21 protein-coding genes are annotated in these 24,678 nt (G+C 50.0%); 2 read left to right on the top strand and 19 right to left on the bottom strand.

The window, feature by feature from the left end:
* Positions 1–44 precede the first annotated feature (44 nt).
* The 8 genes from ACFQ2I_RS02080 to ACFQ2I_RS02045 all read right to left on the bottom strand — a co-directional run bounded on the left by ACFQ2I_RS02080 (position 45) and on the right by ACFQ2I_RS02045 (position 8,164).
* Positions 45–707, bottom strand: coding sequence for a class II aldolase/adducin family protein (locus ACFQ2I_RS02080; RefSeq protein ID WP_377561822.1), 663 nt, complete (start codon positions 705–707; stop codon positions 45–47).
* A 73-nt stretch (positions 708–780) separates the two neighbouring features.
* The gene (locus ACFQ2I_RS02075; RefSeq protein WP_377561821.1) at positions 781–2,055 is read right to left on the bottom strand and encodes a TRAP transporter large permease; all 1,275 of its coding nucleotides are present in this window, start codon (positions 2,053–2,055) and stop codon (positions 781–783) included.
* On the bottom strand, positions 2,055–2,579 hold the full coding sequence (locus tag ACFQ2I_RS02070; protein WP_377561820.1) for a TRAP transporter small permease: 525 nt from the start codon (positions 2,577–2,579) through the stop codon (positions 2,055–2,057). The genes ACFQ2I_RS02075 and ACFQ2I_RS02070 overlap by 1 nt, the downstream gene beginning before the upstream one ends.
* 125 nt (positions 2,580–2,704) lie before the next feature.
* The gene (locus tag ACFQ2I_RS02065; RefSeq protein WP_377561819.1) at positions 2,705–3,724 is read right to left on the bottom strand and encodes a TRAP transporter substrate-binding protein; all 1,020 of its coding nucleotides are present in this window, start codon (positions 3,722–3,724) and stop codon (positions 2,705–2,707) included.
* Between the two features lie 27 nt (positions 3,725–3,751).
* The gene (locus tag ACFQ2I_RS02060) at positions 3,752–4,783 is read right to left on the bottom strand and encodes a zinc-dependent alcohol dehydrogenase (protein ID WP_377561818.1); all 1,032 of its coding nucleotides are present in this window, start codon (positions 4,781–4,783) and stop codon (positions 3,752–3,754) included.
* Between the two features lie 43 nt (positions 4,784–4,826).
* Complete coding sequence (locus ACFQ2I_RS02055) at positions 4,827–5,477, bottom strand: GntR family transcriptional regulator (protein ID WP_377561817.1); 651 nt, start codon at positions 5,475–5,477, stop codon at positions 4,827–4,829.
* Between the two features lie 33 nt (positions 5,478–5,510).
* Complete coding sequence (locus ACFQ2I_RS02050) at positions 5,511–6,881, bottom strand: four-carbon acid sugar kinase family protein (protein WP_377561816.1); 1,371 nt, start codon at positions 6,879–6,881, stop codon at positions 5,511–5,513.
* Positions 6,882–6,904: 23 nt separating this feature from the next.
* Positions 6,905–8,164, bottom strand: coding sequence for a ribulose-bisphosphate carboxylase large subunit family protein (locus ACFQ2I_RS02045; RefSeq protein WP_377561814.1), 1,260 nt, complete (start codon positions 8,162–8,164; stop codon positions 6,905–6,907).
* 253 nt (positions 8,165–8,417) lie between these two features.
* Here ACFQ2I_RS02045 and ACFQ2I_RS02040 point away from each other — a divergent pair, with 253 nt between their 5' ends.
* Positions 8,418–9,296 carry a helix-turn-helix transcriptional regulator gene (locus ACFQ2I_RS02040; RefSeq protein WP_377561951.1) on the top strand — a complete coding sequence of 293 codons (879 nt, stop codon included), beginning with the start codon at positions 8,418–8,420 and terminating at the stop codon, positions 9,294–9,296.
* Between the two features lie 342 nt (positions 9,297–9,638).
* Here the strand turns inward: ACFQ2I_RS02040 and ACFQ2I_RS02035 are convergent, their stop codons facing one another.
* From ACFQ2I_RS02035 to ACFQ2I_RS01990, 10 genes are all read right to left on the bottom strand, one after another.
* Positions 9,639–11,306, bottom strand: coding sequence for an FAD-dependent oxidoreductase (locus ACFQ2I_RS02035; protein WP_377561813.1), 1,668 nt, complete (start codon positions 11,304–11,306; stop codon positions 9,639–9,641).
* A gap of 32 nt (positions 11,307–11,338) precedes the next feature.
* Positions 11,339–11,707 (bottom strand): rhodanese-like domain-containing protein, encoded by a 369-nt coding sequence (locus ACFQ2I_RS02030; RefSeq protein ID WP_377561812.1) that lies wholly within the window; start codon positions 11,705–11,707, stop codon positions 11,339–11,341.
* Between the two features lie 33 nt (positions 11,708–11,740).
* Positions 11,741–12,055: a rhodanese-like domain-containing protein gene (locus ACFQ2I_RS02025; RefSeq protein ID WP_377561810.1), complete on the bottom strand. Its 315-nt coding sequence runs from the start codon at positions 12,053–12,055 to the stop codon at positions 11,741–11,743.
* A 273-nt stretch (positions 12,056–12,328) separates the two neighbouring features.
* Entirely contained in the window at positions 12,329–14,569 is a 2,241-nt protein-coding gene (locus ACFQ2I_RS02020) for a right-handed parallel beta-helix repeat-containing protein (protein WP_377561809.1), read from the bottom strand.
* 139 nt (positions 14,570–14,708) lie between these two features.
* Complete coding sequence (locus ACFQ2I_RS02015) at positions 14,709–14,909, bottom strand: twin-arginine translocase TatA/TatE family subunit (RefSeq protein WP_377561808.1); 201 nt, start codon at positions 14,907–14,909, stop codon at positions 14,709–14,711.
* An 81-nt stretch (positions 14,910–14,990) separates the two neighbouring features.
* Positions 14,991–15,869 carry a carbohydrate ABC transporter permease gene (locus tag ACFQ2I_RS02010; protein ID WP_377561807.1) on the bottom strand — a complete coding sequence of 293 codons (879 nt, stop codon included), beginning with the start codon at positions 15,867–15,869 and terminating at the stop codon, positions 14,991–14,993.
* A gap of 17 nt (positions 15,870–15,886) precedes the next feature.
* Positions 15,887–16,828 carry an ABC transporter permease gene (locus ACFQ2I_RS02005; protein ID WP_377561806.1) on the bottom strand — a complete coding sequence of 314 codons (942 nt, stop codon included), beginning with the start codon at positions 16,826–16,828 and terminating at the stop codon, positions 15,887–15,889.
* A gap of 75 nt (positions 16,829–16,903) precedes the next feature.
* Positions 16,904–18,640, bottom strand: a complete 1,737-nt coding sequence (locus ACFQ2I_RS02000; protein ID WP_377561805.1) for an extracellular solute-binding protein — start codon at positions 18,638–18,640, stop codon at positions 16,904–16,906.
* 164 nt (positions 18,641–18,804) lie between these two features.
* Positions 18,805–20,223 carry a response regulator transcription factor gene (locus tag ACFQ2I_RS01995; RefSeq protein WP_377561804.1) on the bottom strand — a complete coding sequence of 473 codons (1,419 nt, stop codon included), beginning with the start codon at positions 20,221–20,223 and terminating at the stop codon, positions 18,805–18,807.
* A gap of 4 nt (positions 20,224–20,227) precedes the next feature.
* A complete protein-coding gene (locus ACFQ2I_RS01990; RefSeq protein ID WP_377561803.1) occupies positions 20,228–21,988 on the bottom strand; it encodes a sensor histidine kinase in 1,761 nt (586 codons plus the stop codon).
* Positions 21,989–22,265: 277 nt separating this feature from the next.
* Between ACFQ2I_RS01990 and ACFQ2I_RS01985 the strand changes: the two genes are divergently transcribed.
* Positions 22,266–22,775, top strand: a complete 510-nt coding sequence (locus ACFQ2I_RS01985) for an NUDIX domain-containing protein (RefSeq protein WP_377561802.1) — start codon at positions 22,266–22,268, stop codon at positions 22,773–22,775.
* Between the two features lie 438 nt (positions 22,776–23,213).
* Here the strand turns inward: ACFQ2I_RS01985 and ACFQ2I_RS01980 are convergent, their stop codons facing one another.
* Positions 23,214–24,431, bottom strand: a complete 1,218-nt coding sequence (locus ACFQ2I_RS01980) for a Gfo/Idh/MocA family protein (RefSeq protein WP_377561801.1) — start codon at positions 24,429–24,431, stop codon at positions 23,214–23,216.
* Between the last annotated feature and the right edge of the window lie 247 nt (positions 24,432–24,678).

Raw genomic sequence — 24,678 nt, 5'->3', positions numbered from 1 at the left:
TCCCTTCACAATCCGCATAACAATCAGCGTAGCCTGTCACTTCTTCACACGCTCCAGCTTCTTCTCGGTTTATATGCGGCTCCTTCTATGAAAGCTTGCTCCACGTCACTTGGCAATCCCTTCATCTCAATGCCTGCCGATTGCGATACGATTAACATTTTGCAGGCCATTTCCAATGTATGAAGCGCCATTCTCGCCTCTCGAATAGACGTATCGTACACAAGAACGCCATGATTGTCGAGAAGCAAAATGTTGGCCGATTTCGCTTTGCCGCGCACTCCTTCGCCCAGCGCCTCGCTACCCGGGTGAGAATAAGGAACACGTTCCACACGCTCCAAATAATACATCGATTCAATGAACCAATTAGAAGGAATCTCTATGCTGGAAGCCGCCACCAGTGTACTGTAGAAGGGCGATGCGTGCAAGACGGCATTGATCTCCGGCCGTTCTTCGTATACGGCGCGATGCATCGGGGTTTCCTTGGAAGCCCTGCGTCCTTCCACGCCGAATACGTTACCCTCCAGATCACATACAATCAGATCCTCGTCATCCAGTTCGGCCATGAAAGTGCCGCTGGCTGTTATGACATAGCGATCTGCAGACGCTCTAGCGCTAATATTCCCTGAGTTCCCCCATGCGAGACCGTATTCCATCATGTATTTACCGGTCTGCTGCAGCTCTCTCCTGATTGCGTCGATCTCTCTCATCATTATCCTCTCCTCTCCTGAAGACCTGAATGATGCCAATCTGATCAGTTCAGCCTATACAAATGAACATGCCTTATTCCAACAAGTTGGGCAGGAACATCGTCAATTGCGGAACGAATGTAATCAGAAGCAGCGTGACTAGCAGTAAGATATAGAACGGTACCATCCCTCTGGTAATCTGCAGAAGATTAATCTTGGCCAATTGGGCCGAGATGAACAAATTGACGCCAAGCGGCGGTGTGCACATACCAATAGCCAAATTGACAATCATAATGATGCCGAAGTGAATCGGATCAATGCCAAGCGTGACAGCCACGGGAACTAGCAGCGGAGCCAGAATAATGATGGACGCGTTCGTCTCCATAAACATCCCCACGAACAGCAAGAACACATTCACAAGTAACAGGAATACGATTGGATTATCGGAAATGCCGATAAAGAACTGCGCAACATCCTGCGGAATGCCTTCACGCGTAAGAATCCATCCGAACAGCCCTGCGCTTGCCAAAATGAACATAATCGTTGAGGTCGTCGTAACAGATTGGGTTAGAATATGAATCAGCTTATTCAATTTAATCTCCCGATAGATCAATACGCCAACGATGAACGCATAGGCCACAGCGATGCCAGCCGCTTCCGTTGCCGTGAAGAAGCCTCCGTAAATGCCGCCAAGAATAATCACCGGCATCAGCAAAGCGAAAAAGGCATTCTTGAACGCTTCCCAAAGCTCCTTGCCGGACTTCCGGGTTTCCTTCGCATACTTGCGCTTCTTCGCGATGATCAAAATCGTCGCAATGAGCGACATAGCGACCAGTATGCCCGGCACCATGCCGGCCATGAATAACGCACCGATCGACGTCTCCGTCGATACGCCGTACAAAATCAACGGAATACTGGGCGGAATGATGACGCCGAGCTCACCGGATACGGACTGAACCGCGCCCGTAAAATTCTTATGATATCCCCGGGCGATCATCGCCGGAATCAGAATACTGCCCAGCGCTGCGGTAGTGGCTGCGCTAGAACCCGATATCGCCGCGAAAAACATGGACGTCACGACCGTGACGATCGCCAGTCCTCCCGAGAAATGACCTGTCAGCGCATTCGCGAAGGCAATCAGCCTTCTTGATATTCCACCGTACTCCATCAAAACGCCGGCAAGTACAAAAAACGGAATAGACATGAGCGGGAATGAATCGATAGATGTAAATGAGCGCTGCACCAATACGGTAAGCGGCGTGCCGCCGTCCAACCATAACGCCACAGCAGCGGCAAGTCCCATTGAGATGGCTATCGGTATGCCAAGAGCAAAGAACAAAATGAGAAATAGAAACAGCACTGTACCCATTAAGCCTGCTCACCTGCCTTCAGCGCTTCGGATACTTCCGAAGTGTCGATATCGTCCTGCGTCAGGTAATCGATTATATTAGCTATCGAGTTAATAATCATGAGCAAGGCGCCCAGAGGAATGGCCATATAAGGGATATCCATGTTGATGCCAAGGCTCGCGGAGGATTGCCTGCTTACAACATCAAGCATCTCCACCCCTTTGAACAGCAGGATGACAAAAAACACGATAGAAATAAGCGAAATTATAATTCTAAGCACTTTACGCACCTTAGGGCTGACACTTTCCACAATAATCTCGATTGCAATCATCTTATGGTTGCGTAGCGCCAAAGGAGCGCCAAGAAAAACGGTGTAGATCATCAAATATCGCGCAGCTTCCTCGGACCAGGCTAACGGAAAATTAATGACAAAACGGCAAAATACTTGAACAACAATAATAATAGACATAGCGCCAAGCATAAGGCCGACTACGATGCCCACAAACTTATTCAGGCTATTTATAGCTTTCATAGTTGCCTTCATTGAGGTTGTCCTCCTGTTCAGAAACTCTCGATGCCGTAAAAACTTCTACAGAAAGGCCGGTGTCCGCTTGTCTGCTCCACGCATATCCAGCACCCATCGACACCGGCCATCTATCTAACGTTTACCTATTTTGTATTCACAATGCTGTCATACAGCTCCTGACCATACTTCTCGGCGAATTCCGCATGCACCGTTTGCGCTTTCTCCATGAATGGGGCCGTATCCAACTCGACAACTTCCATGCCGTTCTCTTTCAACTGCGTCAGCAGCTCTTCTTCTTGCTGGGCTACCAGCTCATTCTCGAATACAGTCGCTTCCTTGGCGGCTTCTTCGATCGCTGTCTGCTGCTCTTTCGTCAGCTTTCCATAAGTGATATCGCTCATCGTCAATTGCACATATCCATAGACGTGGTTCGTCATCATCAGATATTGCTGCACCTCATTGAATTTATTGCTGGAGATGAGGGCCAGAGGATTTTCCTGTCCGTCAATCACTCCCGTCTGAAGGGAAGAATACACTTCACCGAATGCCATTGGAGTAGGCGACGCGCCCATTGCTTTCCAAGCCGCTATCGATGCCGGAATTTCCGGAACGCGGACCTTCAGCCCCTTCAAATCTTCCACTTTCTCGATCTTGCGATTCGCTGTCAGCTCACGCGGGCCTCGCAGCCAGAAGTCCAAACCGCGAACTTGAGCATTGGCCAGCAAATCTTGCTTCAATTGCTCGCCCACGTCTCCATACAGCACATTTTTCAAATGATCAACATCCCGGAACAGATAGGGAAGCTCCAGTATGGAATACGGCTCATAGAAGTTGGACAAGACTCCCGCAACGAGAGCGAAGTCAACGGATCCCAGCTGCATGCCTTCAATCAGATCACGGTCGTTGCCCAATGTGGAGCTAGGGAATACTTCGACCTCTACACTGCCGTCGGTTTTTTCCTTCACCAGCTCGGCGAATTTGAGAGCGCCTTTATGCCACGCATCGCTTTCGCTCGTAATATGCCCCAATTTTAGCTTTACAACTTTATCGGAATTGCCGGACGAGCTTGAACCGGCATTGTTATTCTCGCTTTTCCCGCAAGCTACAGCGCTTACAAATAGCATCACAATCATCATGGTAATGGCAATAGACTTTTTCATCATTTCAGTATGCCCCCTAGTTGAGTTAGATTAGTCATGAAAATGAACAAGTACTTTAAGTGAACGATCTTCTTTCTTGTCCACGATACGGAATCCTTCCGCTGCTTGCTCGGGTGCCAATCGATGGGTGATAAGCGCTTTATCGTCGACGAATCCAGCTGCAAGCAGATCGATCGCAATGAAGAAATCCTCACGGGTATAGGTCATGCAACCCAAGATCTCTTTCTCCTGGTTTTGGAGATTATGAATGTTGAACGTCTGATCTCCATGGAACATAGCAATTGTAACGACACGCCCCCCTTTGCGGAGCAACTTCAGGGATTGATCCACGATGCCGGGAACCCCGGCTGCGATGAGAACCTTGTCGAAGAGACCTCCTCCAATAAGCTCCCGCGCCTTCTCCGTCCATTCTGCATTGTGAAGAATGTTAAGCGTATGGGTGGCCCCCATCTGCGATGCGCTCTCCAGTGCGTAGTCCATGACATCTGTAACGAGAAGCGTCGTTGCACCCGCTGCCTTGGCTGCGGCCATAGCAAGCAGTCCGATCGGACCCGCTCCCAGAATCGCAACTTTATCTCCCGCGCTAATGCCTGCCTTGCGCACAGCGTGAACCCCCACCGCAAAAGGCTCGACCAGCACGCCTCGCTCGTAATCCATGCCTTCCGGCAGCTTGTACACCGTCTGCTCAGGTGCCGCAAAATACTCGGCCATCGTCCCGTACCATGCACCAATGCCCGGAGCGCCTCTATCTTCGCAGTAATTCACTCTTCCCGTCAGGCAATATTCGCAGGTTCCGCATCCCACTTGCGGCTCTACCGTGACGCGATCGCCCGGTTGAAACTTCGTGACCGCCGCTCCAACCTCCACGACTTCGCCTGCAAGCTCATGCCCGATAATAACCGGAGGCTTCCGGAATGGGTGGAGACCTTTGTAGGTATGAATATCGGACCCGCAGATGCCGGCCGTCTTCACTTTAATGAGTACTTCCAGATCTCCCAGCTTGGGAATGTCCACCTCTTTGACGATAACTTCATAAGCGTCTTGCACAAATACAGCTTTCATGTTTGTCCTCTCCGTTCAGTCTTATCGTGATGCAATTCCCGGTTTATTCAAAAAGCTTACTCTTGGAATGCTGCAGATGATCACGCATTTTGTTCATGCATGCTTCATCGCCTTGCTTGAGCAGCTCGTATATCGCAACATGATCCTGCCAGAACCCGACCATGCGATGCGGATCCTTTCTCAAATGACGGAGCGTAATCCGAAGCAAATGGTCCTGGTAGTTTAGCAATACGCGATAAATCTCTTGATTGCCCGTGAACTGGCAGATCAGCAGATGAAATTCATGATCAGCCTTGCCAAAGGCTTTTACGTCCAAGCGCTTCACGATTTCTTCCGTCTCACTTAAATTAGTCAGCAGCAATTGACTCTGCTCTTCGTTCAACTTCCCAAGAATCGATTGCAAATTATACGTTTCAAGCGCTGTTCTCAGATCGTATATATCGATAATACGGTTAATGGCGAGATCGTTGATGATGATCCCTTGCTTGGAAGATACGGTGACAAAGCCTTCCGCCTCCAGACGCGTAAGCGCTGACTTGATTGGCGTCTTGCTCATCTCCAGCAGTTCGATCAGCTCACGCTCCGATAAGAATCGTCCCGGCTCGAATCTTTCGTCCAGAATCCGTTCTTTTATTTGGTCGTATGCAATGTCTTTCAATAACAATGAAGCGCCTGATCCCCTGGAAGCTGCCATCGCATGGTCTCTCCTCTCTCACTCTCTATATTTTCAATTCATGGCGGCATCCCTGACCTTCGCGAAGTAGTCGGGACTGCCGAATTGGCCGCCTTTCAGGGCCAGCTCGACGCCGTCCATGCTGTCATTATGCGAATACACTCTGCACAGCGGCGCGCCAGGCGAGATCGACATCAACATCTCCATGCCGTAAATCCCCATCTCGCTCGTTACGAAGCCCGACGTATCCCCGCCTGCAATCACGACTCGCCGAAGCTTGGCCTTGAGCATGATATGTCTTGTCCAACGGCCTAATTGCCGCCCGATAAGCTCCCCGGCTTGCGAACTCTCTATTCCATTATCCCGTATTCGCTCTCGCGCCTCAACAATTGCTTCGTCATCCGGGCCGAGCGCTGTATAGAGCACAACGCTTTCCCCTCTATCCAGCAGGCTGATCGCTTCATTTAACAGCTCCTCCGGCATGCAATCTCTCTGCGCCAGCTGCTCCGGCGAGATACGAATGCCATGGAATCCTTCTGCGAGAGCGTTCTCAATCTGACGCTGACTAACCGATGAAGCGCTGCCGGATACAACCAGAATGCGGTCTGCAGCCTTCACTGGCGCGGAGATCAAGCCTTCCCCCCCGGACGCCGCCATGCCTTGCTCCTTCCAATAGGCGGATAGTGCATATTCGACGCCGGAAGAACCAACCACGAACCGGTCTCCCTCTTCCGCGGCTTCCCATATCAATCTGCCGCTTAGCGTCATTCTCGCCTCGTCCAGCACATCCAGCAGAAGAACCGACGGCTTGTCCTTCAGCTTCCCCTTGTATCGTTCCACGACATGGTCGTAATCGCCTTCCAGCTCAACAATATTCATGAGCTCGACTTTCTCCCCCAGCTGAGCTTCAAGATGAAGGCGGAGATCCGCTTCATGCATCGGAGTGACGGGATGGCGGGACATAACAGGATGGCGATCGAGCCTGTATACCTCGTCATTCATACGGGCGAAGTGCTGACCGAACAGCGTATATCTGCCCAGAGCCGGCGCTCCTACCAATAACGGAACAGTGCTCTGCTCCGGGAAGAACGGCCGGGAGATTCTGATCGCTTCTCCGATGCTCCCCACCTCCGGCGACGAATCGAAGGTGGAACAGGTTTTGTAATGAACGATAGGCGCTTGAAGCTCCGACAGACGCGACATCACCGGGCCGATCTCCTTCGCCATGTCGGACGGGGTCTTCGCTCGGCTCGTCCCCGCGACGCCTATGCAGCGAATGCCTTCGAATCGCTCAAGCATGCTAGCTGAAGGCGGCTCCAGGAACAATAAGGTCCGATTGCCGCTTAAGGCCAGCGCTTCCATGGCATCTGTTGACCCTGTGAAATCATCGCCATAGAATGCAAGTAAAATGGAATTCTCTCTCATGATGCCTTCCCTCCAAGATGTTACTAGCTGCCAAACACACGAATGGCGGCTTGAAGCTCCGGATGTGACTCAGCAAACTTCTCCAGCTCGACGCCTTGCACCGCCGCTTCCCATCCCAGCTGCATGCTGCGGACGCCTGCGGCAACTCCGTCGGGATGCGCCAATATGCCTCCGCCGGCAAGGTGAATGACATCCAGTGTGCCGACCGACTGATAAGTCGGTATCGCGCTACCTGCCCATTGCGCTGAGGATAGCACCGGCATGGCCTGGTATCCGCCGAACATCGGCTGCAAGCAATCCCGAATCGATTGACTGACCGACTCGTTGCTTTCCGCGAACTTGCTGTTCAATCCGTTCGTATGCAGATGATCCACGCCGGCTATACGGCAGAGCTTCTGATAAGCGGTAAAGCTCATGCCCAGCAGCGGACATCTCGACATCGCTCCCCACTGTGTGCGGTGACCATGAACAGGCAACTCCGTATAACCTCGAAGATGCGATACGCCAGCGAATCCAACGCTGTTCACACATACCATGACGCAAGTGCCGCCCGCTTCATAGACGATGTCGTGATTGCGCTTCATCTCATCAATGTCGCCGGTAATGTTAAAGGCATACATCAGCTTCTTGCCGGTGCGATCTGCCACTCTCTCGATTTCGGTCATGACGGTCTTCACCCGCTGCTCGAAAGGCGCATACGGCGGATTCCCGCATAGTTCATCATCCTTGATGAAATCAAGGCCCGCTTCCGCAAGCATGCGCACCAACGGACCGTATTCGTCCAGAGGAAGGCCGATACTCGGCTTGATGATGGTACCGATAAGCGGCCGATCATGTACTCCCGCCAGCTCTCTTGTTCCCGCTATGCCGAACTTCGGACCCGGATACCGGTTCGCGAACTCCGACGGGAGCTCAATATCCATTAATCTTAATCCCGAAAATTCTCGAAGCTCGTATAAGTTCCCGGCTATCGTCGACAATAGGTTAGGGAGAGAAGGACCGAAATTATGAAGCGGAAAACGAATCCTCACAATGGCTCTCCTGTAGACCGGATTGTTCATCTCCTTCGTCAAGTACACGCCCGGCAGCGTAGGAGTAATCGATTCCTCTATCGGTTCGATAGCAAGCACCTTCGCTGCGTGAAGCTCCTTCAATTCATCTGTTTCACCCGGCACTGCGATGAAGGTTCCTGTCGATTGCTCTCCTGCCATAATGGCAGCGGCTCTCTCCAGAGGATACGGCGTCTCTATGAGATACGTGGCTGTCACTTCCTTACCCCTCAACTGTCGTTCCCTCCTCTTGTAGTTCTTGTCCAATCAGCTGCACGACCTGCCAAACATTTACGATTATTGTATAGATCTAACATAGATCTATGTTGTATCTATTTGATATCCATCATAATTGAAGCGTTTTCAGTTGTCAACAGGGGATTTTTTTCCTTCATTTCATTCGGATGTCAGCACGACTATACCGTTCTCTTAGGTGACTGTATGAATTATAATAGGAGAGAGACTAGAGGGATGAGGTGAGGGGAATCTGACCGTTATATCGAAGCAACATTACTTCCGAAGCAGCACGTTCCCCTTTCATATTGAACAGTACACCATCGGTCGAAATGAACGTATTGCTTCTCATACGCATGATTTCATTGAATTGGTGTTCGTTCATAGCGGAAGCGCCCATCACGAGATGGGGGGGCATCGCTACATGCTGCAAGCAGGCGATGTATTCGTTATCGAACCGAATGTCTTTCACAGCTATGAGGGATCTCCGCAAGAAGAGACGACGATTTACAATGTGCTGTTCGACTCCAGCTTTTTGCAGGCGGAGCTGGGTACGTTATTGCAGATGCCTACCTTTGCCCGTTTTTTCTACCTGCTTCCCTTCATGAGGAGAACCGCATCGTTCATCCCATTCCAGCCGTTGTCGGAAGAGCAGCGCGTCGTCATTCAGCAGCATCTGGATACGATCCATCATGAATACATGGCAGAGATGGAAGGGTGGCAGCTCATCGTCAAGACGCGATGGATGGAATGCATGGTCTGGCTTAGCCGCTATCTGCCAGCTGAGCGGCAACTGGGGCAGAGCGCGTCGCCGGACTACGACTGGATCGGCTCAGTCTGCCACTTGATTCAGCAGCAGTTCCGGCAGCCGATTAGTCTTGCTCAGGTTAGCCGGATGTGCGGCATGAGCGAATCCTCCTTCAAGGCCAAATTCAAGGAGGCGACCGGCAGCAGTCTGCTGGACTACAAGCACGCCGTGCAGATCCGTCACGCCTGCTCGCAGCTCAAAGAGTCCAATCGCAAGGTGCTCGACATTGCGTTGGACTCCGGCTTCAACGATATAAGCTTCTTCAACAAAATATTCCGCAAGCATTGCGGCATGACGCCGAGGGAGTACCGGGAGCGCAGATAAGCGAAGCGGTTGTGCGGTGCTCTTGTGTAGGTGGCCTACACTATTTCCACTTAGTCGCAACTTTTCGGCGCTCCAATGTAGGTGGCCTACACTATTTCCGCCTTGTCGCAACTTTTCGGCGCTCCAATGTAGGTGGCCTACACTATTTCCGCCTTGTCGCAACTATTCGGCGCTCCAATGTAGGTGGCCTACACTATTTCCACTTAGTCGCAACTTTTCGGTGCTCCAATGTAGGTGGCCTACACTATTTCCACTTAGTCGCAACTTTTCGGCGCTCCAGTGTAGGCACACGCTAATTGGAGCTGTTCTCACCAGGCGCTTCCCTCTGCGTTCCTCACATGCCTATTCCTCTAGCGAGGGTGTAAAGCTTGCGATCCGGCAAGACTTGTGTCCGCCGGTCAGATTCCTTACCCGGAAGCCGTGCTGCGACAGAATACGCGAAGCAATATAGCCGCGCAAGCCAACTTCACAGTAGGCATAGATCTCCTTATTCCGATCCAGCTCATGGAGGCGCTCGCGCAGATCATCCACCGGAATGTTCAACGCCCCATCCAGATGTCCTCTTCCATATTCCGCCACAGTTCGCACATCAAGCAGCTGTACGGCATCCGCATCGATTCCATCCAGTTCATTGACTGTAAGCACATCCAGTCGGCCTTCCAGCACATTCTCCGCCACATAGCCAGCCATATTCACGGGATCCTTCGCGGAGGAATACGGCGGTGCATAGCTCAGTTCCAGCTCCGTCAGGTCATAGACCGTTCCGCCCAGTCGAATAACCGTAGCGATCACATCGATCCGCTTGTCCACGCCCTCTTCACCGAAGGCTTGCGCGCCCAGCACGCGGCCCTGCTCATTGAACAACAGCTTCAGAGACATCGGCTTGGCGCCGGGATAATAGCCTGCATGGGAGATAGGATGCACGTAGATGGCATGATAAGGAACACCCAGCTTATTTAATGTGCGTTCGTTGCTTCCCGTGCTTGCGCCTGTCAGGCCGAACACTTTAATAATCGCGGTTCCTTGCGTCCCCTTGTAGCTGCTATCCAGGCCGCATATGCGGTCAGCCGCAATTCTTCCCTGCTTGTTCGCCGGACCCGCCAGCGGCACAGCGGTCTGGCCGCCATGCATGAAGTCCGTCGTCTCCACCGCATCGCCTACCGCATAGATACTGGGCTGATTCGTCTCCATATGCTCATTCACAATAATATGGCCTCTCGCGCCCATCTGGATTCCGCTCCCCTGAAGAAAGCCCGTATCCGGCATGACGCCTATCGCCAGAATTACAATATCCGCCGTAACCGAATCCCCATTTCCGAGCTCAACTACAGTGCCTATGCCGCCCTCCGCGACCCGGAATGCTTGCACAGGGCTGTTCAGTCGAAGCCGTACGCCATGCTCCTCCAGCTCCTTCTCCGCCAGCACGACCATCTCCGAGTCGAATGGTGCCAGGATGTGCGGAGCCGCTTCGACGAGCGTCACATCCAGACCCCTCTCCCGCAAGTTCTCCGCCATCTCCACACCTATGTAGCCTCCGCCCACGACGACCGCGCTGCGGGTAGCTTCACGATCCACAAGCTCCTTGATCCGATCTGTGTCGGCAATATTTCGCAGCGTATGGATGGATGGATTATCAATACCTGGAATAGAAGGCCTTATTGGCTTCGCTCCTGGAGATAATATAAGATCGTCATAGCTTTCTTCATAAGCGCCGCGATCTCTGCTCTCGATCTTGATCATCTTGCGCTCAGGATCGATGGATACCGCTTCACTGAAGGTGCGCACATCGATTCGGAATCTGGCCTTCAAGCTCTCCGGCGTCTGTACCAGCAGCTTGGAGCGCTCCTGAATCGTGCCGCCGATATAATAAGGCAATCCGCAATTGGCGAACGAGACGAATTCCCCTCGCTCCAGCATAATGATGTCGGCCGACTCGTCCAGTCTGCGCAGCCGCGCAGCAGCCGATGCCCCTCCCGCTACTCCGCCGACGATGATAACCTTTTTGCTCATATGATCTTCTCCTTCCCGTATTCAGCACGCTGTTATTTCTTCATAGGACCGTTCCACGCCATGATTCCGCCGTTCAGATGCGCCACTTGAAAGCCATTACGAGCCAGCAGCTTGCCGGCTTGCTTGCTTCTCATGCCGCTGCGACAGTATAGGTACAGCTTGCTCCCCTCCGGAATTTCGCCAACTCTGCTGTGTAGGCTGCTAAGGGGCATATTAACTGCCCCTGGTATATACCCCTGTCGATACTCTCCTACCTCGCGCACATCGATAATCCGCCCTTCCGCGCTCTCCGCCTTGAATGCTTCGGCATTCAAATGGCGGAGTCCCTTGACCGGAGCGAACTGTTTATAGAGCAGCCACGCCGCCAACACGGCAATAATCGCATACATCCACGTACTCATTTCCATTCACCGTCCTTATCTTATCACTCATCTTCAGTAAGCGACAGGCCCTGCCCATTCCATCATACCGCCCGTCATATTCACGACATTGTATCCGCTCGCCTCCAACAGCTCACAGGCTAATCCGCTTCTGTTGCCGCTCCTGCAGATGACGATTAGCTCGCGGCCGGCGTCCAGCTCTGCCATTCTTTGACTCAACTGACCGAGAGGGATGTGGTTCGCCCCGGCAATATGGCCCGACTGCCACTCTTCATCTTCTCGCACATCAAGCATATAAAGCTGCTCTCCCTGCTCTAATTTATCTTGTACTTGTTTCGGAGTTGTTTCCTTTGCATATTTCCCTGCCATTTCCGTCATCTCCTTCTATTTTTTAAATAATAATCCCTCTTTATACCTCATGGGGTATATTTTTAAGAAAAAAATAAAGACGAACTGTCATGCAACGCTTATTCTGCAATCGCCCTGCCCTTTAATACCCCTATAGGTATAATAGAATGTTTTAGACTCTCTGTCAACTCCAGAATCTTCGTTAAAAAAATACCCCCAAATCTATTAGAGTCCGGTTAAAACCGGGAATAGATTGAGGGTATGACGGAGCATCTTCCTGTTTTCATCCAAATTTTAATGCAACGTAATCTTCGTCATTCCAACAGGCGAACTTAAAGCCGTTCCGATACGCAATGAAGAGTCCACCTTATCATCGGCATAACAAGCTGCAAATAATGCCGTCGATCCGTTCCCTTCAAGCCATATAAACGGCATGTTGCTTGTAGAGGTGCCGCTCGTGTGATAGAACGTGCAATGATGCAAGGCGGACTTCGGCTTCTGCGTTCCGTCCGCTCTAATATGCAGGACATAATTCCCTACTGCAACATCCTTCTCGAATCGGCAGCCATGGAACTCTGTTAGAATATCATGACTGTTAACGCCACTTCCGCGCACAACTCTGAAAGCCTCTGCGCCCGATAACTTCACAATGGAATCATACACGGTGACGCGGCCAGCCGTAGTCAGCGCCAGAGCGCCTTGCACGCTGCAATCGCGCAAGCTGATCGGGCCTTGAACGCTGGCGTTGCCCAGTAGATGCGGAGAGCTTCCGAATGTGCAGGATTTGAATTGCACTTCCGTAAAACTGTTCAGGAACGGAACAGATATATCGCTGTTCGCAATCCGAAGCGTAACAGCGCCGCTGAAGCCTTTGACCACAACATGCTCAGGCTGGCTCACATTCGTAAAGTGATCGACCGTTATCATCGCACTAGCCGCATTAAGATAAACAATATCGCCTGAATGGCTGCTTGTGGAATAAAGGCTAGAACGATCACCGTCTCCCAGAACGGTGCTGCAGTTTTTAATGTTGACGACAGGTGTTCTTTGCGCGTCCGCCCCGCCGTTGTAGATAATAAAGTTGACATATGGTTTTGCGGCATCGGCGAATGACAGATGAGCAACACAGTTATTGAAATGGAATGCGTCAAGATCGTCTTTACCAGTTATATGAAAGGCGTAATTGGAACCGTAAGCGAAGCAGTTGCTACATGTAACGGATATTGGAGTATCACTGCCGTTCAACACGAACGCATAATCCGTATTATTAATCGATAGGCAGGAGTCAAGCATGAATGACGATACGAGGGTTGGCCTCTCATCCCGAGCGGGACCAGGGGCGTGCATCGTTACACAAACAAATCCGCGATTCGAGTTATCTTCGGCGACGCACTGCGAGAAGCTGATGCTCTGCGACTGCTCCGACCAGAACCCGGCATTGCTTTCCACACCTCCATAATTGCGCGATGAGTGATGCCCATTCTTGGCGTAGCATTGCGAGAAGGACACGTTATATGCGCCCTTTTCCGTCACATAACCTATACGGGTATAATCTTCCGCGAAGCACCTGTCGAACTTCACATCATAAGAGGCTTGTACATAGACGGTATCGCCGAAGTTCCCTCGCGCTTTCCGCATCACACAGCTTTCAACATCAATCGCATGGCAACCGACCATTCGGATAGTGGAAAAAAAGGTGTTTTGAAAGGTGCATTTTTTCAGTTTGATGTGATTCGCGTTCAATAAATAGAAAGCGACGGACCCGGAAAAAGCATTATAGGTGGCATTGCTCCATGTCGTTGGATCGGCGCTTACGTTCCCGTCAAACGTCAGTCCTTCAAATACCAGATTACTTTGATCTTCGACTAAGACGAAGTCGCCATGGAAGACGGACTGCTGTACCGACGCATTACTGCGAATAACCGCATTCTCGAAGGAATACCAGGAGGTAGTAGGCTTAAGGTTACTCCCTCTATACGTCCCATGGGGGAAGCAGAGCGCCGAATGTACAGAAGCCGCATACGCATTTGCCGCCAGAATTGCCGCCGAATCGTCCGTCGTCCCATCTCCTTTTGCACCGAACCATGTGACGCTGACGAACTCCGTCTCCGGTATACGCTTGAATCGTTGTCCTCCGGCCGTTACGAGCACAGTGCCCGTATTGTCCAAGGTAGACGTGTCTGAGGCGTCATAGGCAAAATGACCTTCATGCCCGGGGTCCGTAATCATGTACACGTCCGCTTCTGGCTGTGTGCTTGCTCTAAGCTGTGCTATCGTTGTGAGCGCAACCATGCTTGTGCTCATTAAGTTTTTCACTTTCACTTTCTTGCGGTTTTCGTCCGGACCGGCGTAAGCTTTAGTTAACGCTCCGTTCATAATGCCCGTAGTTGCGAGGGCAACTCCTGCCATTCCGATCGAAGCGAGAAGCTTACGTCTGCTGATGAACCCCTTCTGCCCCGTAAGCGGCTCCTCCTGATGGTGCGGACGTTCCACGTTCTGCTGCTCCTCCAATTCAACGCTTTTTTCGTTCGACATTATTATTCCTCCTTATTGATACATAATGGGCAAATAAATGATAGCGCTTTCTTTTTAGAGGAATAGTGTGCATTCGCGGCTACCTACTCCCCCATTCATTCGACCAAATACTACATGTACTTGCATTCGTGCATGGATTCTAGCGCTTCTCTTCATCGATCGTGCGAAGACTTCGATTCTCCATCGTATCCAGCTCTTCCAGCAGCGGCTTCGTTCCGGCTTTAAATTCATGCAGCGTTCGACCGACTGCTCGTCCAAGCTCCGGCAGCTTCTTGGAACCAAATAGCAATAACGCAATCAATACAATCATAACGATTCCAGCAGGTCCGATCCCCATCATCCCGATTCACCTCCCTTACAATAAATTGACTTGCTGCGACCTATTCCCTAATCACCACCTCCTGTTCTATGTGAAATTGCCTTATCCCTTAACAGAACCGACCAGCAGGCCTTTAATAAAGTACTTTTGCACGAAGGGATAAACGCATGCGATTGGCAATACGGTTATGACAGTGATCGCCATTTTGAACGATTGCGGCGTAATCTCGTTCCTCTGCGACTGCCCTACCGCCTGCAGCTGCTCCAGTGAAGTGAACTGGTTCAGCGCATTATAGAGCACATACTGCAGCGAGTACAGATTCGGTGACATCGTATTGTATATCTGCGTATCCATGAAGGCGTTCCATTGATTGACGCATTCGAACAAGACGACAGCGGCAAACACCGGTGTACAGACCGGGAAGATCACCTGGTAAAACAGACGTAAATCATTCGCTCCGTCCACGATGGCAGCCTCTTCAATCTCTTTCGGCAGTGATTCAATATACGTTTTAATCAGCACCAGATTAAACACAGATACGGCGCTCGGCAAAATATAGACGAGAAAGGTCCCTTTCAGCTGCAGAAAGCCCATCAACAAGTACATCGGGATAATACCGCTGGAGAAATACAGCGTAAAAATAAAATATTTGCGAAACCACTTGATGCCTCCAAGCTCGTTACGCGTCAGCACATAGGCGGCCATCGACGTAATGAACAACATGACAGCTGGGCCAATGACCGCCCTCAGCACCGATATACCGACCCCCTTAATAACAGCAGGGTCCTCCAGCGCTTTGCGGTAGGAGTCAAGCGTAAAGCCGGACGGCCAAAGCACGAATCCGCCTTTGAGCATGCTAGGTGTGCTTAACGAATAGCTGATGACATATAAGAAAGGGACGAGCATGGCCGCCAGAACAACGAGCATAAACAACGTATTGCCAATATCGAATAGTGTGCCGCTTGCGGAACGTTCCCTCATAATATTCTCCTGTCTGGTTAGAATATAGCTTTACCTGTTGCTTTTTTGGCAATGGCATTCACCATTATAATCAGGATGAGACTGACGAACGTCTTCATAATGCCTACTGCAGTCGCATACGGATAGTTCAGGAGCTGCAAGCCGTATTTATAAATGTAAAGTTCAAGAACCTCCATCTTCTCCCAGTTGGTTGAGTTGGTAAAAAGATAAAATTGTTCAAAATTAGAGTTGAGAACCCAACCGCTATTCAGTATGAGAAGTACGATCAGCGTCGGAACGAGTGCAGGAACTGTAATATGCCACATGCGCTGAAAACGGTTCGCCCCATCCATTGACGCCGCTTCGTAATAGTCCTGAGGAATGGATGCGATGGACGAAATAAAAATGACACTGTTATAACCTAGGTATTTCCATACACCAAGTAAGATCATAAACATCCAAGCATACTTCGGATCACCCAGTACATTGACGCCTTCTTCAATGAATCCCCACTGCACGAGTGTCTCGTTGACCGCACCGCTGGAAGTGGCAAGCAGAGCGCTCGAGAGCGAATAAATGATAATCCACGATATGAAAAACGGAAAAAAAGTGACGCTTTGTATGATTCGCCCAAAAAATCGATAGCGTATTTCATTCAACAACAGTGCAAAAACGAAAGCCGCGCCCAGATTGGCGATCAGCGAACCGATATTCATAGCCAGCGTATTGCGCAGCAAGTATATAAAGTCTTTACTATCCGTAAAAAAACTTCTGAATTGCAGCAATCCCGTCCACTCCGCGGGAAACAGCTTAAAGCCCGGCTTGTAGTTGATAAAGGCGATCAGCCAACCGAATATCGGCACATACCAGAAGACAAACAGGAATAAAACGGCGGGTAACAGCATCAGGTACAAATACCTCTGCGCGAACAATACGGATGCTTTCTTCCTCTTCATGGGATGCATGGCTGCACGATTCATGATGGATTCCTCATTCCCGAACCGGCGGGAAGAAGAGAAACATGCCGCTTAACCCTTCTTCCCGAATCCGGTCTATTATTTAAGCTGCATCAACTGCGCCTGTTTCTCTGCATAGAGCTTATTGTATTCGTTCACGACGATTTCCGGCTTTAACTGCTTGTAGCTGGCGATAACAGATTCATACATCGTCTCGAATTCTTCATCCGTCTTCGGCGAGACGATCAGCAAAGCTGAATTTTTGACGCGGAAGTCAACCATCTTCTGGTGTTGGGCGCCGAGCTCCGACGTCGTATCAATGGTGATCGTGCCGGCTATCCCCGTGTTCGCCGCTTCGCCGGTCTGAATGAAATATTCCTTGGAGCTTTCCCAGCCCAGCTGCTCATACGCATCCCGCATGCCTTGCGTAAGCTGCAGCTCATCTTGAATCTTCGGATCGTACTCCATGCTGTAAGGGACGCCGTCCGGCGCATTCGACAGCACGCTGCCGAGGAAATCGAAAGCGCCGAAGCCGATGCTTCTGCCCAGCTCCCTATCTCTCAACGCCTCCTTATAGCTATCCGTCGGTACGCGTTTCCCGTTCTCGATGGTATATTCTTCGCCTTCAATACCCGACTGTAGCATAATCCGTCCTTCTTCCGTCGCCGCCCATGCCACCAGCTCCTTAATCCGTTCCGGATGCTTGGCATTCTTCGTAATTGCGAAGATGGCGAACGGCCGCGTATCTTCCACGCGAATTTGCCGCTTCTCATTGCGTTCGATCTGCTTCATGCTGCGTATCGGCAGGTTAATATATTGCAGCTCCGGATGTCCGGCTTCGATTAATCCCTGATTTGCTGTAACCAATCCCCATACGACATACCAGCTAGACAACGCCCTGCCGCTATTCAGCTTTTCTTGGAACTGATCCATTTTGTCTGTGAACGAGTCTTTATCCAAGATGCCTTCCCGGTACAACTTGTTGAAGAAAGCAAGATTTTCCTTCACATACTCGTTGGTCATCATATCTTCGAACTTCTTGTCTACCTGATTCCAGATTACTCCGAGATTACCAGCAGCTGTGGAATATCGGCCGCCCTTCTCATACATGATCGAGGAGATTCCTTGCATGCCCCACGGTTCCCCGAATGGTACGATCATGCCAATTGTCTTCTTGCCATTCGTCATCGGATTCTCTTCGAGCGCCTTCTTTAGAAATTGGATGTAATCATCCGTTGAGAGCAGCTTCGGCCAGCCCTGTTGCTCCAGAACGTCAATACGCACGCCGACGTCGTTGACTTCAACCTTGTTCTGGAAGTCGACCGGCACCTGACCTTCCCATTTGTACAGCTTGCCGTCAAATGCTGATAATTTCCATAACGGAATTTGAACGTTGTACCGTTCCGCGAACGCCGGCGAGCTTTCGACCACATCGTCGAGCGGCAGCAGCGCGCCGGCTCTCACATACTTGTCGAAGGTAGCATTGTCCTGAATGGTGATGATTTCCGGATAGTCGCCGCCGGCCAGCATCAGGTTCAGCTTGTCGGCATAATTCCCCGGTGTTTGCATATACTCGAACACAATGTTGAATTTCTCTTTAATCTTCTTTCCAATCTTCGTCTCGTCACTTCGCTTAATCTGATTGTTCGTCTGAACCAACACTTTAATGACGTATTCTTGTTTGGCTTCCGGGCTATTGGAGCTTTCCTCGACTGGCGAACCTGACGACTGGCTGCTTTGCTCGCCTTCCCTCATCTCGTCTGTATTGCATGCCGACACGAATAAGAGACTGCTGACAAGCGCTGCGGATACGAGCTTTCGAACAGCGGATTTCATGCTTTTTTCTCCCCCAATCACTTTTACTTTTTATTGAATGAAAGTAACTTTTTGCGTTATTTCATTTCTGTTTCCATTATATAGCCGTGCCCATAGGAGCGAACATGGCCATTCTTTAGATGCAGGATGTTCATCTTTTAGATAACGCTTACATTTTTATCGTTTCAGCCTATCGAATGGGCTTCGCGGTATTGCGTAGCGGTCTGGCCAGTACTTCTTTTGAACGTCTTGGCAAAGTGAAAGTAGTCCATATATCCCGCTAGCTCTGAAATTTCCTGAACCGTCGTCTGAGTAGTAACTAGCAATTCGCAAGCGTATGCGATTCTCTTCTTCGTTAAATACTGCAAAAACGTCTCCTTGCTTTCCTTGCGAAACAGCTGGCTAATATAACTCAGGTTCAAGTCCAGCTGCTCAGATACGCTCTGCAGTGAAATATTCTCACGAAAATGATCGTCGACGAACGTGACGATGCGATGAAAGGTCGAATTTTGTGAGACCAACTCCGTTGCCGGGGACGTGTGGGAGTAATGCTCCGTCAGCAGTGACTTTATATAATCGTATAGTCCCTCCAGATCATGGAATCTCCCGACGAGCTCCTCGTATGTCAACAATTGCTCCTCGTCAAGCTGATACAAGCTGGATAGCACCAGATGATAAAGGGACAACGCATTGCGAACCGTGAAGCAGCTGCTTTCCTGCAGTTCTTTTCCCTTCTCCACGAACAACGCAATGTTGTTCATGTTCTGCGTGCGTCTTAAGTTCCACAGAATCTCCTTCAATGCATCCAATCTGCTCTCCTGCGAGACGGCTCGCCAGCAGCCGGCATGACCGGCTATGAAAAAATGATGCGCTGCCGTATTCGCTTCGCCGATCGCTTGAACGAGCCCTTCGATATCATGGGCGCAAGTTCCAATGCCAATCCCCGTAATTGCGTCAGGAAGAAAAGCAGAGAAGCGTTCGTACAGAACTTCTGTCCGGTCCCCTTCCATCAGATAAAGTCGCTTGTTTAAGCCTGTTTGAAGCACGAGATGAGGCATGCTGTTCAGATGAGGCAGCGAGCAAACGCCTACTGCAACCAGCGCGGTAACGCCGGCCGAACCATCCCACGGCAGTCCCAGCCTTCTCATAATATCTTTCATGCGCGGATAAGTGGAGGCATCATTCTCCTGCAATAAGTGGAGCAGCTCGATCTGGAGATTGGCCCCATACACTTGCACCTTCCGCTTGTATACGCGAAGAACTTCCATGATTTCTTCTTCATCGAACGGCTTCAGACAATAATCGAGCGCGCCGTACTGTATCGCTTTTTTGGCGTAATGAAATGTTTTGTAGCCGGAGGTAATAACAAAGGAAATATCCCTGTTCCATTCCGTGACTCTTCTCATCACCTCGAGCCCGTCCATTCCGGGCATGCGAATATCGGTAAATACTAAATCTGGCGTTAATTGTTTAATTTTCTCGTAGCCATCCTCGCCATTGAATGCCTCGGCAATAATTTCAAAACCAAGCGAATGCCAGTCAATCGAGTTTTTCAAGCTTTTGACAACCCACTTCTCATCATCGATCAGCATCACCCTGTACATACGATCATCCCTCCCTGTTAGGCAATCGTAGTATAACTTCGGTTCCAACGCCTTCTACGCTTTCTATACTCAAGCCATAAGGTTCCCCGTAAGCGGTCAGCAACCGGTTGTGAACGTTCATCACACCTAAGTGTTCGCTATCTTTGATCAGCTCCAAAAATTCGTCTCCGGAGGCAAGCTGCATCCGAATGGTGTCCAGCATGTCAGCGGACATGCCGCTTCCGTCATCCTGAATGCGTATTTCAATATCGCCTTCCTGCGACAGCTGTCCGCTAAGCAGCAAATTCCCCTTCACCATTCTGCACTCCAGCCCATGCGTGATAGCGTTTTCTAGAATAGGTTGGAGAATCATTTTTATAATCCGCGCTTGAAGGAGCTCCTCTGGAAACGCAATGCGCACATTAAAACGGTCATCAAAACGGAACTGCTGGAGGGACAAATACGCCTTTGCGATCTCAAGCTCTTGCCGAAGCGTGACTTCCTCCTGGCCTTTGATGCTATAGCGCAGCATTCTCCCCAAAGCGCCGAGCATTTGCCTTATCTCTTGAGCACCGGTCTCTCCGGCCATTCCCTTGAGCGATTCTAGCGTGTTATACAGGAAATGAGGATTCACTTGCTGCTTCAAATAAGCCAGCTCCGCCTGCTTCTTCATCAAACCGAGTGCTATAATCCGCGTTCTTGAATCAACGACCTCATTCGTCAAACGATCGATTTCATTCAGCATTTCATTGAACTTGTCGGCCATGACCATAATTTCATGATAACCGAACAGCTGCAGCCTTCTCTGCTCATGGTAAATGTTTTTGATTTGATGCACTTGAATGAACCGCATGAATGTGCGTATCGGCCCGAGAATATTGCGACTGATTAACCAGATTAGCAGGCACATGAAAGGAATAAACAGCGCCAATATCCATAAATACACTTTTTTTGTTTGCTCCAACCCGCGAAACAGGTCGTCCTTTGAATATATGTGGACGATCTTTCCTTCCATCTCTTGCAAGTCCGTCGACTGAACGATATATTTGCCTTTCTCGTGATCAGAGAATGACGCCACATCCAGCTCATGGCCAACCATCGACGCAACGTTGCTAGAACAAACCGTTCCATTGCGATCGAGAATGTAAAAATCTCCGAAGCTGTTCTCAAGCATCGTATTGAACTTGGGGAACAACGTTTGCAGATCCAAAATGACGACCAAGTGCCCAAGTGTGTACACCGGAAATATATTGCTGATCGTCGTTCCTACGGAAAAATATTGTTTGGCGACCCGTCCGTCGATGATTTCTCTATATCCGAAATAATACGGCTTCAAGTGCGAGTCACTCGTTTCTTTTATTTCTGCAATCGTGTCCAAAACCAGTTGTTTTTTGTTAGAATCCAACATAAGATTCAAGTTATTTCCGTTCTCACCGATGATCGTCATCGCGGCAACGCCATTTTGGAGTTGGATCACTCTCGTTACCTGGGAGTCGACCCTTTGGAAGAAATCGATTTTGTCGAGCATATCCGTCGTTTTCAAATAATGATGAATATCTGTATTAATGCCAGTATTCATAAGCACGCTGTCAATCGAGTCGACCTGGGATTGAATATATTGCGTGATTTTATCTAGTAATGCAATAGAATATTCCTGATTTTTTTCATAGATCATCTTTTTGGATTGCGTGTAGGTGACGAACATAACCAATACAATAACCAGCAGGAAGAGCACAAACATCGCCATCAGTTGAATCTTGATCGGGCGTTTCTTCAGATTATCCATCGGAAATCACTCCTCGCAGCTTGTGTACACCCATGTATGGAATAAAGGAATCCTCGACCATTATTACTTTCATTATAATTTTGCGCTCTGAGTGGAGGCATGTCAGATTTTTAGGCGGATATGTTTATCTTTTAGAGTCACCATTACTTCTCTCTCACTGTCCAGATTATACCTGTTGCTTGCTGGACTTTGTATGTAAATATTTTTATAGTAGATATGCGGGTTCATATTTTCGCACCACTACTGGATGTAGAAAGAGGTTTTCATTCTGAAACGATTGTGCACATTCATTCATGACAGCTTGAGTTCATTGGAAGGCGCGGCATATGAACGGACAGCGGCAAGAGGCATCATTATGCGCGGCTCGAACATTCTGCTGCTCTATACACAACGCTATAACGACTATAGCTTTCCTGGAGGCGGGATTGATCGTAATGAGGATGCCGTCGAAGCATTATTGCGGGAAATACGGGAGGAAACGGGCGCTGTCAATGTTCGCGTACTTTCCGAATACGGCTACATTGATGAGTATAGGCCCCATTACAAGCCGGAGTATGATCTCATGCATATGCTGTCTTATTTCTATATTTGCAATGCAGACGAGCAGCTTGGAGATGCTGATCTGGAGGACTATGAGGTCGCGAACGGCATGAGCGCTATATGGATCAATATTCACGAAGCCATCGCGCATAACCGGGAGGTCATCGCCGCGAAGGAAGCTTGCATGGGGTTATCCATCCAGCGCGAGACTTGGGTGATGGAGCAGATCGTTAAGGATTTGCTCTAAGATGTGAGGTGAGGTGCTGGACTTTGGCTAACAAAGCGGGGAATGCCGACGGGATGGGGCGAAGCACAATTGGCGGGTCTATCTGGATTTCTGGGGCCCATCCTCCGTAGCCCCTTCCGCTGCGTTTTGTACGATTTTTCGTACAAACTCCACCCTCTGGGGCCTTGCGTGCTGCGTTTTGTACGATTTTTCGTACAAACTCCGTCCTCTGAGGTCACTTATGCTACGAAAGGACCTTATTATCCGCCTTGAACGGAAAATAAGGTCCTTTTCGCTAATTAAATTTGGATTTAATGGCAGCTTGATCATATTCGAAAGACGCTTACCAGAACGTTGTACGAAATATCGTACAAGTCCTTTACTTTCCTCAGCTAACTTGCCATTTTTGTACGAAATATCGTACAAACTCAACATCTTCGCCAGCCCGCCCGTCAATTGCTACAGGTCGTAGAATCCTTCCGTCTGCTTCGGACGATCGATCCACTTGCCGTTCGTGAAGTCGGGGAAGCCTACCGGAGCGCTGCCAAGCGCAATGGATTGCTCCGACAACGTAGTAACGGCCATCCATGCCGCCATGTCGTACACATCAATCGGCGGCTCCGTGCCGTCTGCGATGGATTCCACATATGCTCTGAGGACGAGATAGTCCATGCCGCCATGACCGCCGCGCACGCCTTCATCCTGATACCACTTCCACACCGGATGCTCATGCTTCTCCTTGTAGCCATCGAAGCTTTCCCACTCATGCTTCGGACTCTGTCCCTCGATGTGAATCGAGTTGTTATCCTCCATCCAGATTCCCTTCGTTCCTTGTACGCGTCCGCCTCTGGAATATGGACGCGGTAATGAAGTATCATGCGTGAGCAGAATCGTCTCGCCGTGCGCGCACTTGATCATCGTCGTGACGATGTCGCCCAGCGCGAAGTCGGCTTTCGCCGCCGGATGTCCTTCCTCCAGATTGTCGGCCGCCCACAGCGGAATCCCCCGCGACTTGGAAGCCATGGAAGTCAGGCTGACGAAGCGGTTGCCCCGGTTAATGTCCAGACACTTCGCCCAAGGGCCCAGGCCGTGAGTCGGATAAACATCTCCATTACGGTTCAGGTAGTTGTGAATCCGATAGTGACGCTGCTCAATTCCCATTGCCACTTCATCACGAAGATCATGTTCATATGCTCCTTGGCAATGAATCAGCTCGCCGAACAGGCCTTGGCGGACCATATTCAAGACAGCCATCTCTTCGCGCCCGTAGCAGCAATTCTCCAGCAGCATGCACGGTATGCCCGTCTCCTCGGATGTGCGGACAAGCTGCCAACATTCTTCGATGGATGCAGCGCCCCCTACCTCGGAAGCGACACGTTTGCCCGCTTTCATCGCCGCAACTGCAATTTCGGTATGTGACGTCCAGGATGAAGTAACAAGCACCCCAGCTATATCTTCGCGTCCCAGCAGCTCTTTATAATTTTTATAACAAGCAGGTTCCGGTTTGCCGGCCTTCTGAGCTTGCTCGACGGCCAGTCCCATACGATCGTCGTGATTGTCCGATACCGCTACAATTTCCACATCGTCCATTTCAAGCAACAAGCCGAGCAACCCTCTACCTCGGCCTCCAAGCCCGACAACGCCCAGCTTTACATTCGGTTTGCTTTGGTTACTCATTCGTACGCACTCCCTCGCTCATCTGAAATTCTAGTTATATATACTATGGTGATCATGCTACAGCTTTTGAGAAGGAATGTATTTGCTATTATCCGATTTTAATTTGTGAATTATCGATATTTGAACTATGATGTCTGTAGAGAACACTTCTTATCAACAAAGGCTAAGGAAGCGATTACTACTCTAATAACCGCTTCACTATTATTGTGAATTACAGGTATATAATGAATACAGCTATACGCCAGGA

Origin of the sequence: Paenibacillus chungangensis, from assembly GCF_042675905.1 — a bacterium.
GTDB classification, from domain to species: domain Bacteria; phylum Bacillota; class Bacilli; order Paenibacillales; family Paenibacillaceae; genus Pristimantibacillus; species Pristimantibacillus chungangensis.
Note: the sequence above shows the minus strand (reverse complement) of the source record. Positions and strands in the feature narration are given on the sequence as shown.

Coding starts and splice junctions, on each gene's coding strand:
- ACFQ2I_RS02080 (WP_377561822.1), bottom strand. CDS start 707: ATGAGAGAGATCGACGCAATCAGGAGAGAGCTGCAGCAGACCGGTAAA.
- ACFQ2I_RS02075 (WP_377561821.1), bottom strand. CDS start 2,055: ATGGGTACAGTGCTGTTTCTATTTCTCATTTTGTTCTTTGCTCTTGGC.
- ACFQ2I_RS02070 (WP_377561820.1), bottom strand. CDS start 2,579: ATGAAGGCAACTATGAAAGCTATAAATAGCCTGAATAAGTTTGTGGGC.
- ACFQ2I_RS02065 (WP_377561819.1), bottom strand. CDS start 3,724: ATGATGAAAAAGTCTATTGCCATTACCATGATGATTGTGATGCTATTT.
- ACFQ2I_RS02060 (WP_377561818.1), bottom strand. CDS start 4,783: ATGAAAGCTGTATTTGTGCAAGACGCTTATGAAGTTATCGTCAAAGAG.
- ACFQ2I_RS02055 (WP_377561817.1), bottom strand. CDS start 5,477: ATGGCAGCTTCCAGGGGATCAGGCGCTTCATTGTTATTGAAAGACATT.
- ACFQ2I_RS02050 (WP_377561816.1), bottom strand. CDS start 6,881: ATGAGAGAGAATTCCATTTTACTTGCATTCTATGGCGATGATTTCACA.
- ACFQ2I_RS02035 (WP_377561813.1), bottom strand. CDS start 11,306: ATGAGCAAAAAGGTTATCATCGTCGGCGGAGTAGCGGGAGGGGCATCG.
- ACFQ2I_RS02030 (WP_377561812.1), bottom strand. CDS start 11,707: ATGAGTACGTGGATGTATGCGATTATTGCCGTGTTGGCGGCGTGGCTG.
- ACFQ2I_RS02025 (WP_377561810.1), bottom strand. CDS start 12,055: ATGGCAGGGAAATATGCAAAGGAAACAACTCCGAAACAAGTACAAGAT.
- ACFQ2I_RS02020 (WP_377561809.1), bottom strand. CDS start 14,569: ATGTCGAACGAAAAAAGCGTTGAATTGGAGGAGCAGCAGAACGTGGAA.
- ACFQ2I_RS02015 (WP_377561808.1), bottom strand. CDS start 14,909: ATGATGGGGATCGGACCTGCTGGAATCGTTATGATTGTATTGATTGCG.
- ACFQ2I_RS02010 (WP_377561807.1), bottom strand. CDS start 15,869: ATGAGGGAACGTTCCGCAAGCGGCACACTATTCGATATTGGCAATACG.
- ACFQ2I_RS02005 (WP_377561806.1), bottom strand. CDS start 16,828: ATGAATCGTGCAGCCATGCATCCCATGAAGAGGAAGAAAGCATCCGTA.
- ACFQ2I_RS02000 (WP_377561805.1), bottom strand. CDS start 18,640: ATGAAATCCGCTGTTCGAAAGCTCGTATCCGCAGCGCTTGTCAGCAGT.
- ACFQ2I_RS01995 (WP_377561804.1), bottom strand. CDS start 20,223: ATGTACAGGGTGATGCTGATCGATGATGAGAAGTGGGTTGTCAAAAGC.
- ACFQ2I_RS01990 (WP_377561803.1), bottom strand. CDS start 21,988: ATGGATAATCTGAAGAAACGCCCGATCAAGATTCAACTGATGGCGATG.
- ACFQ2I_RS01980 (WP_377561801.1), bottom strand. CDS start 24,431: ATGAGTAACCAAAGCAAACCGAATGTAAAGCTGGGCGTTGTCGGGCTT.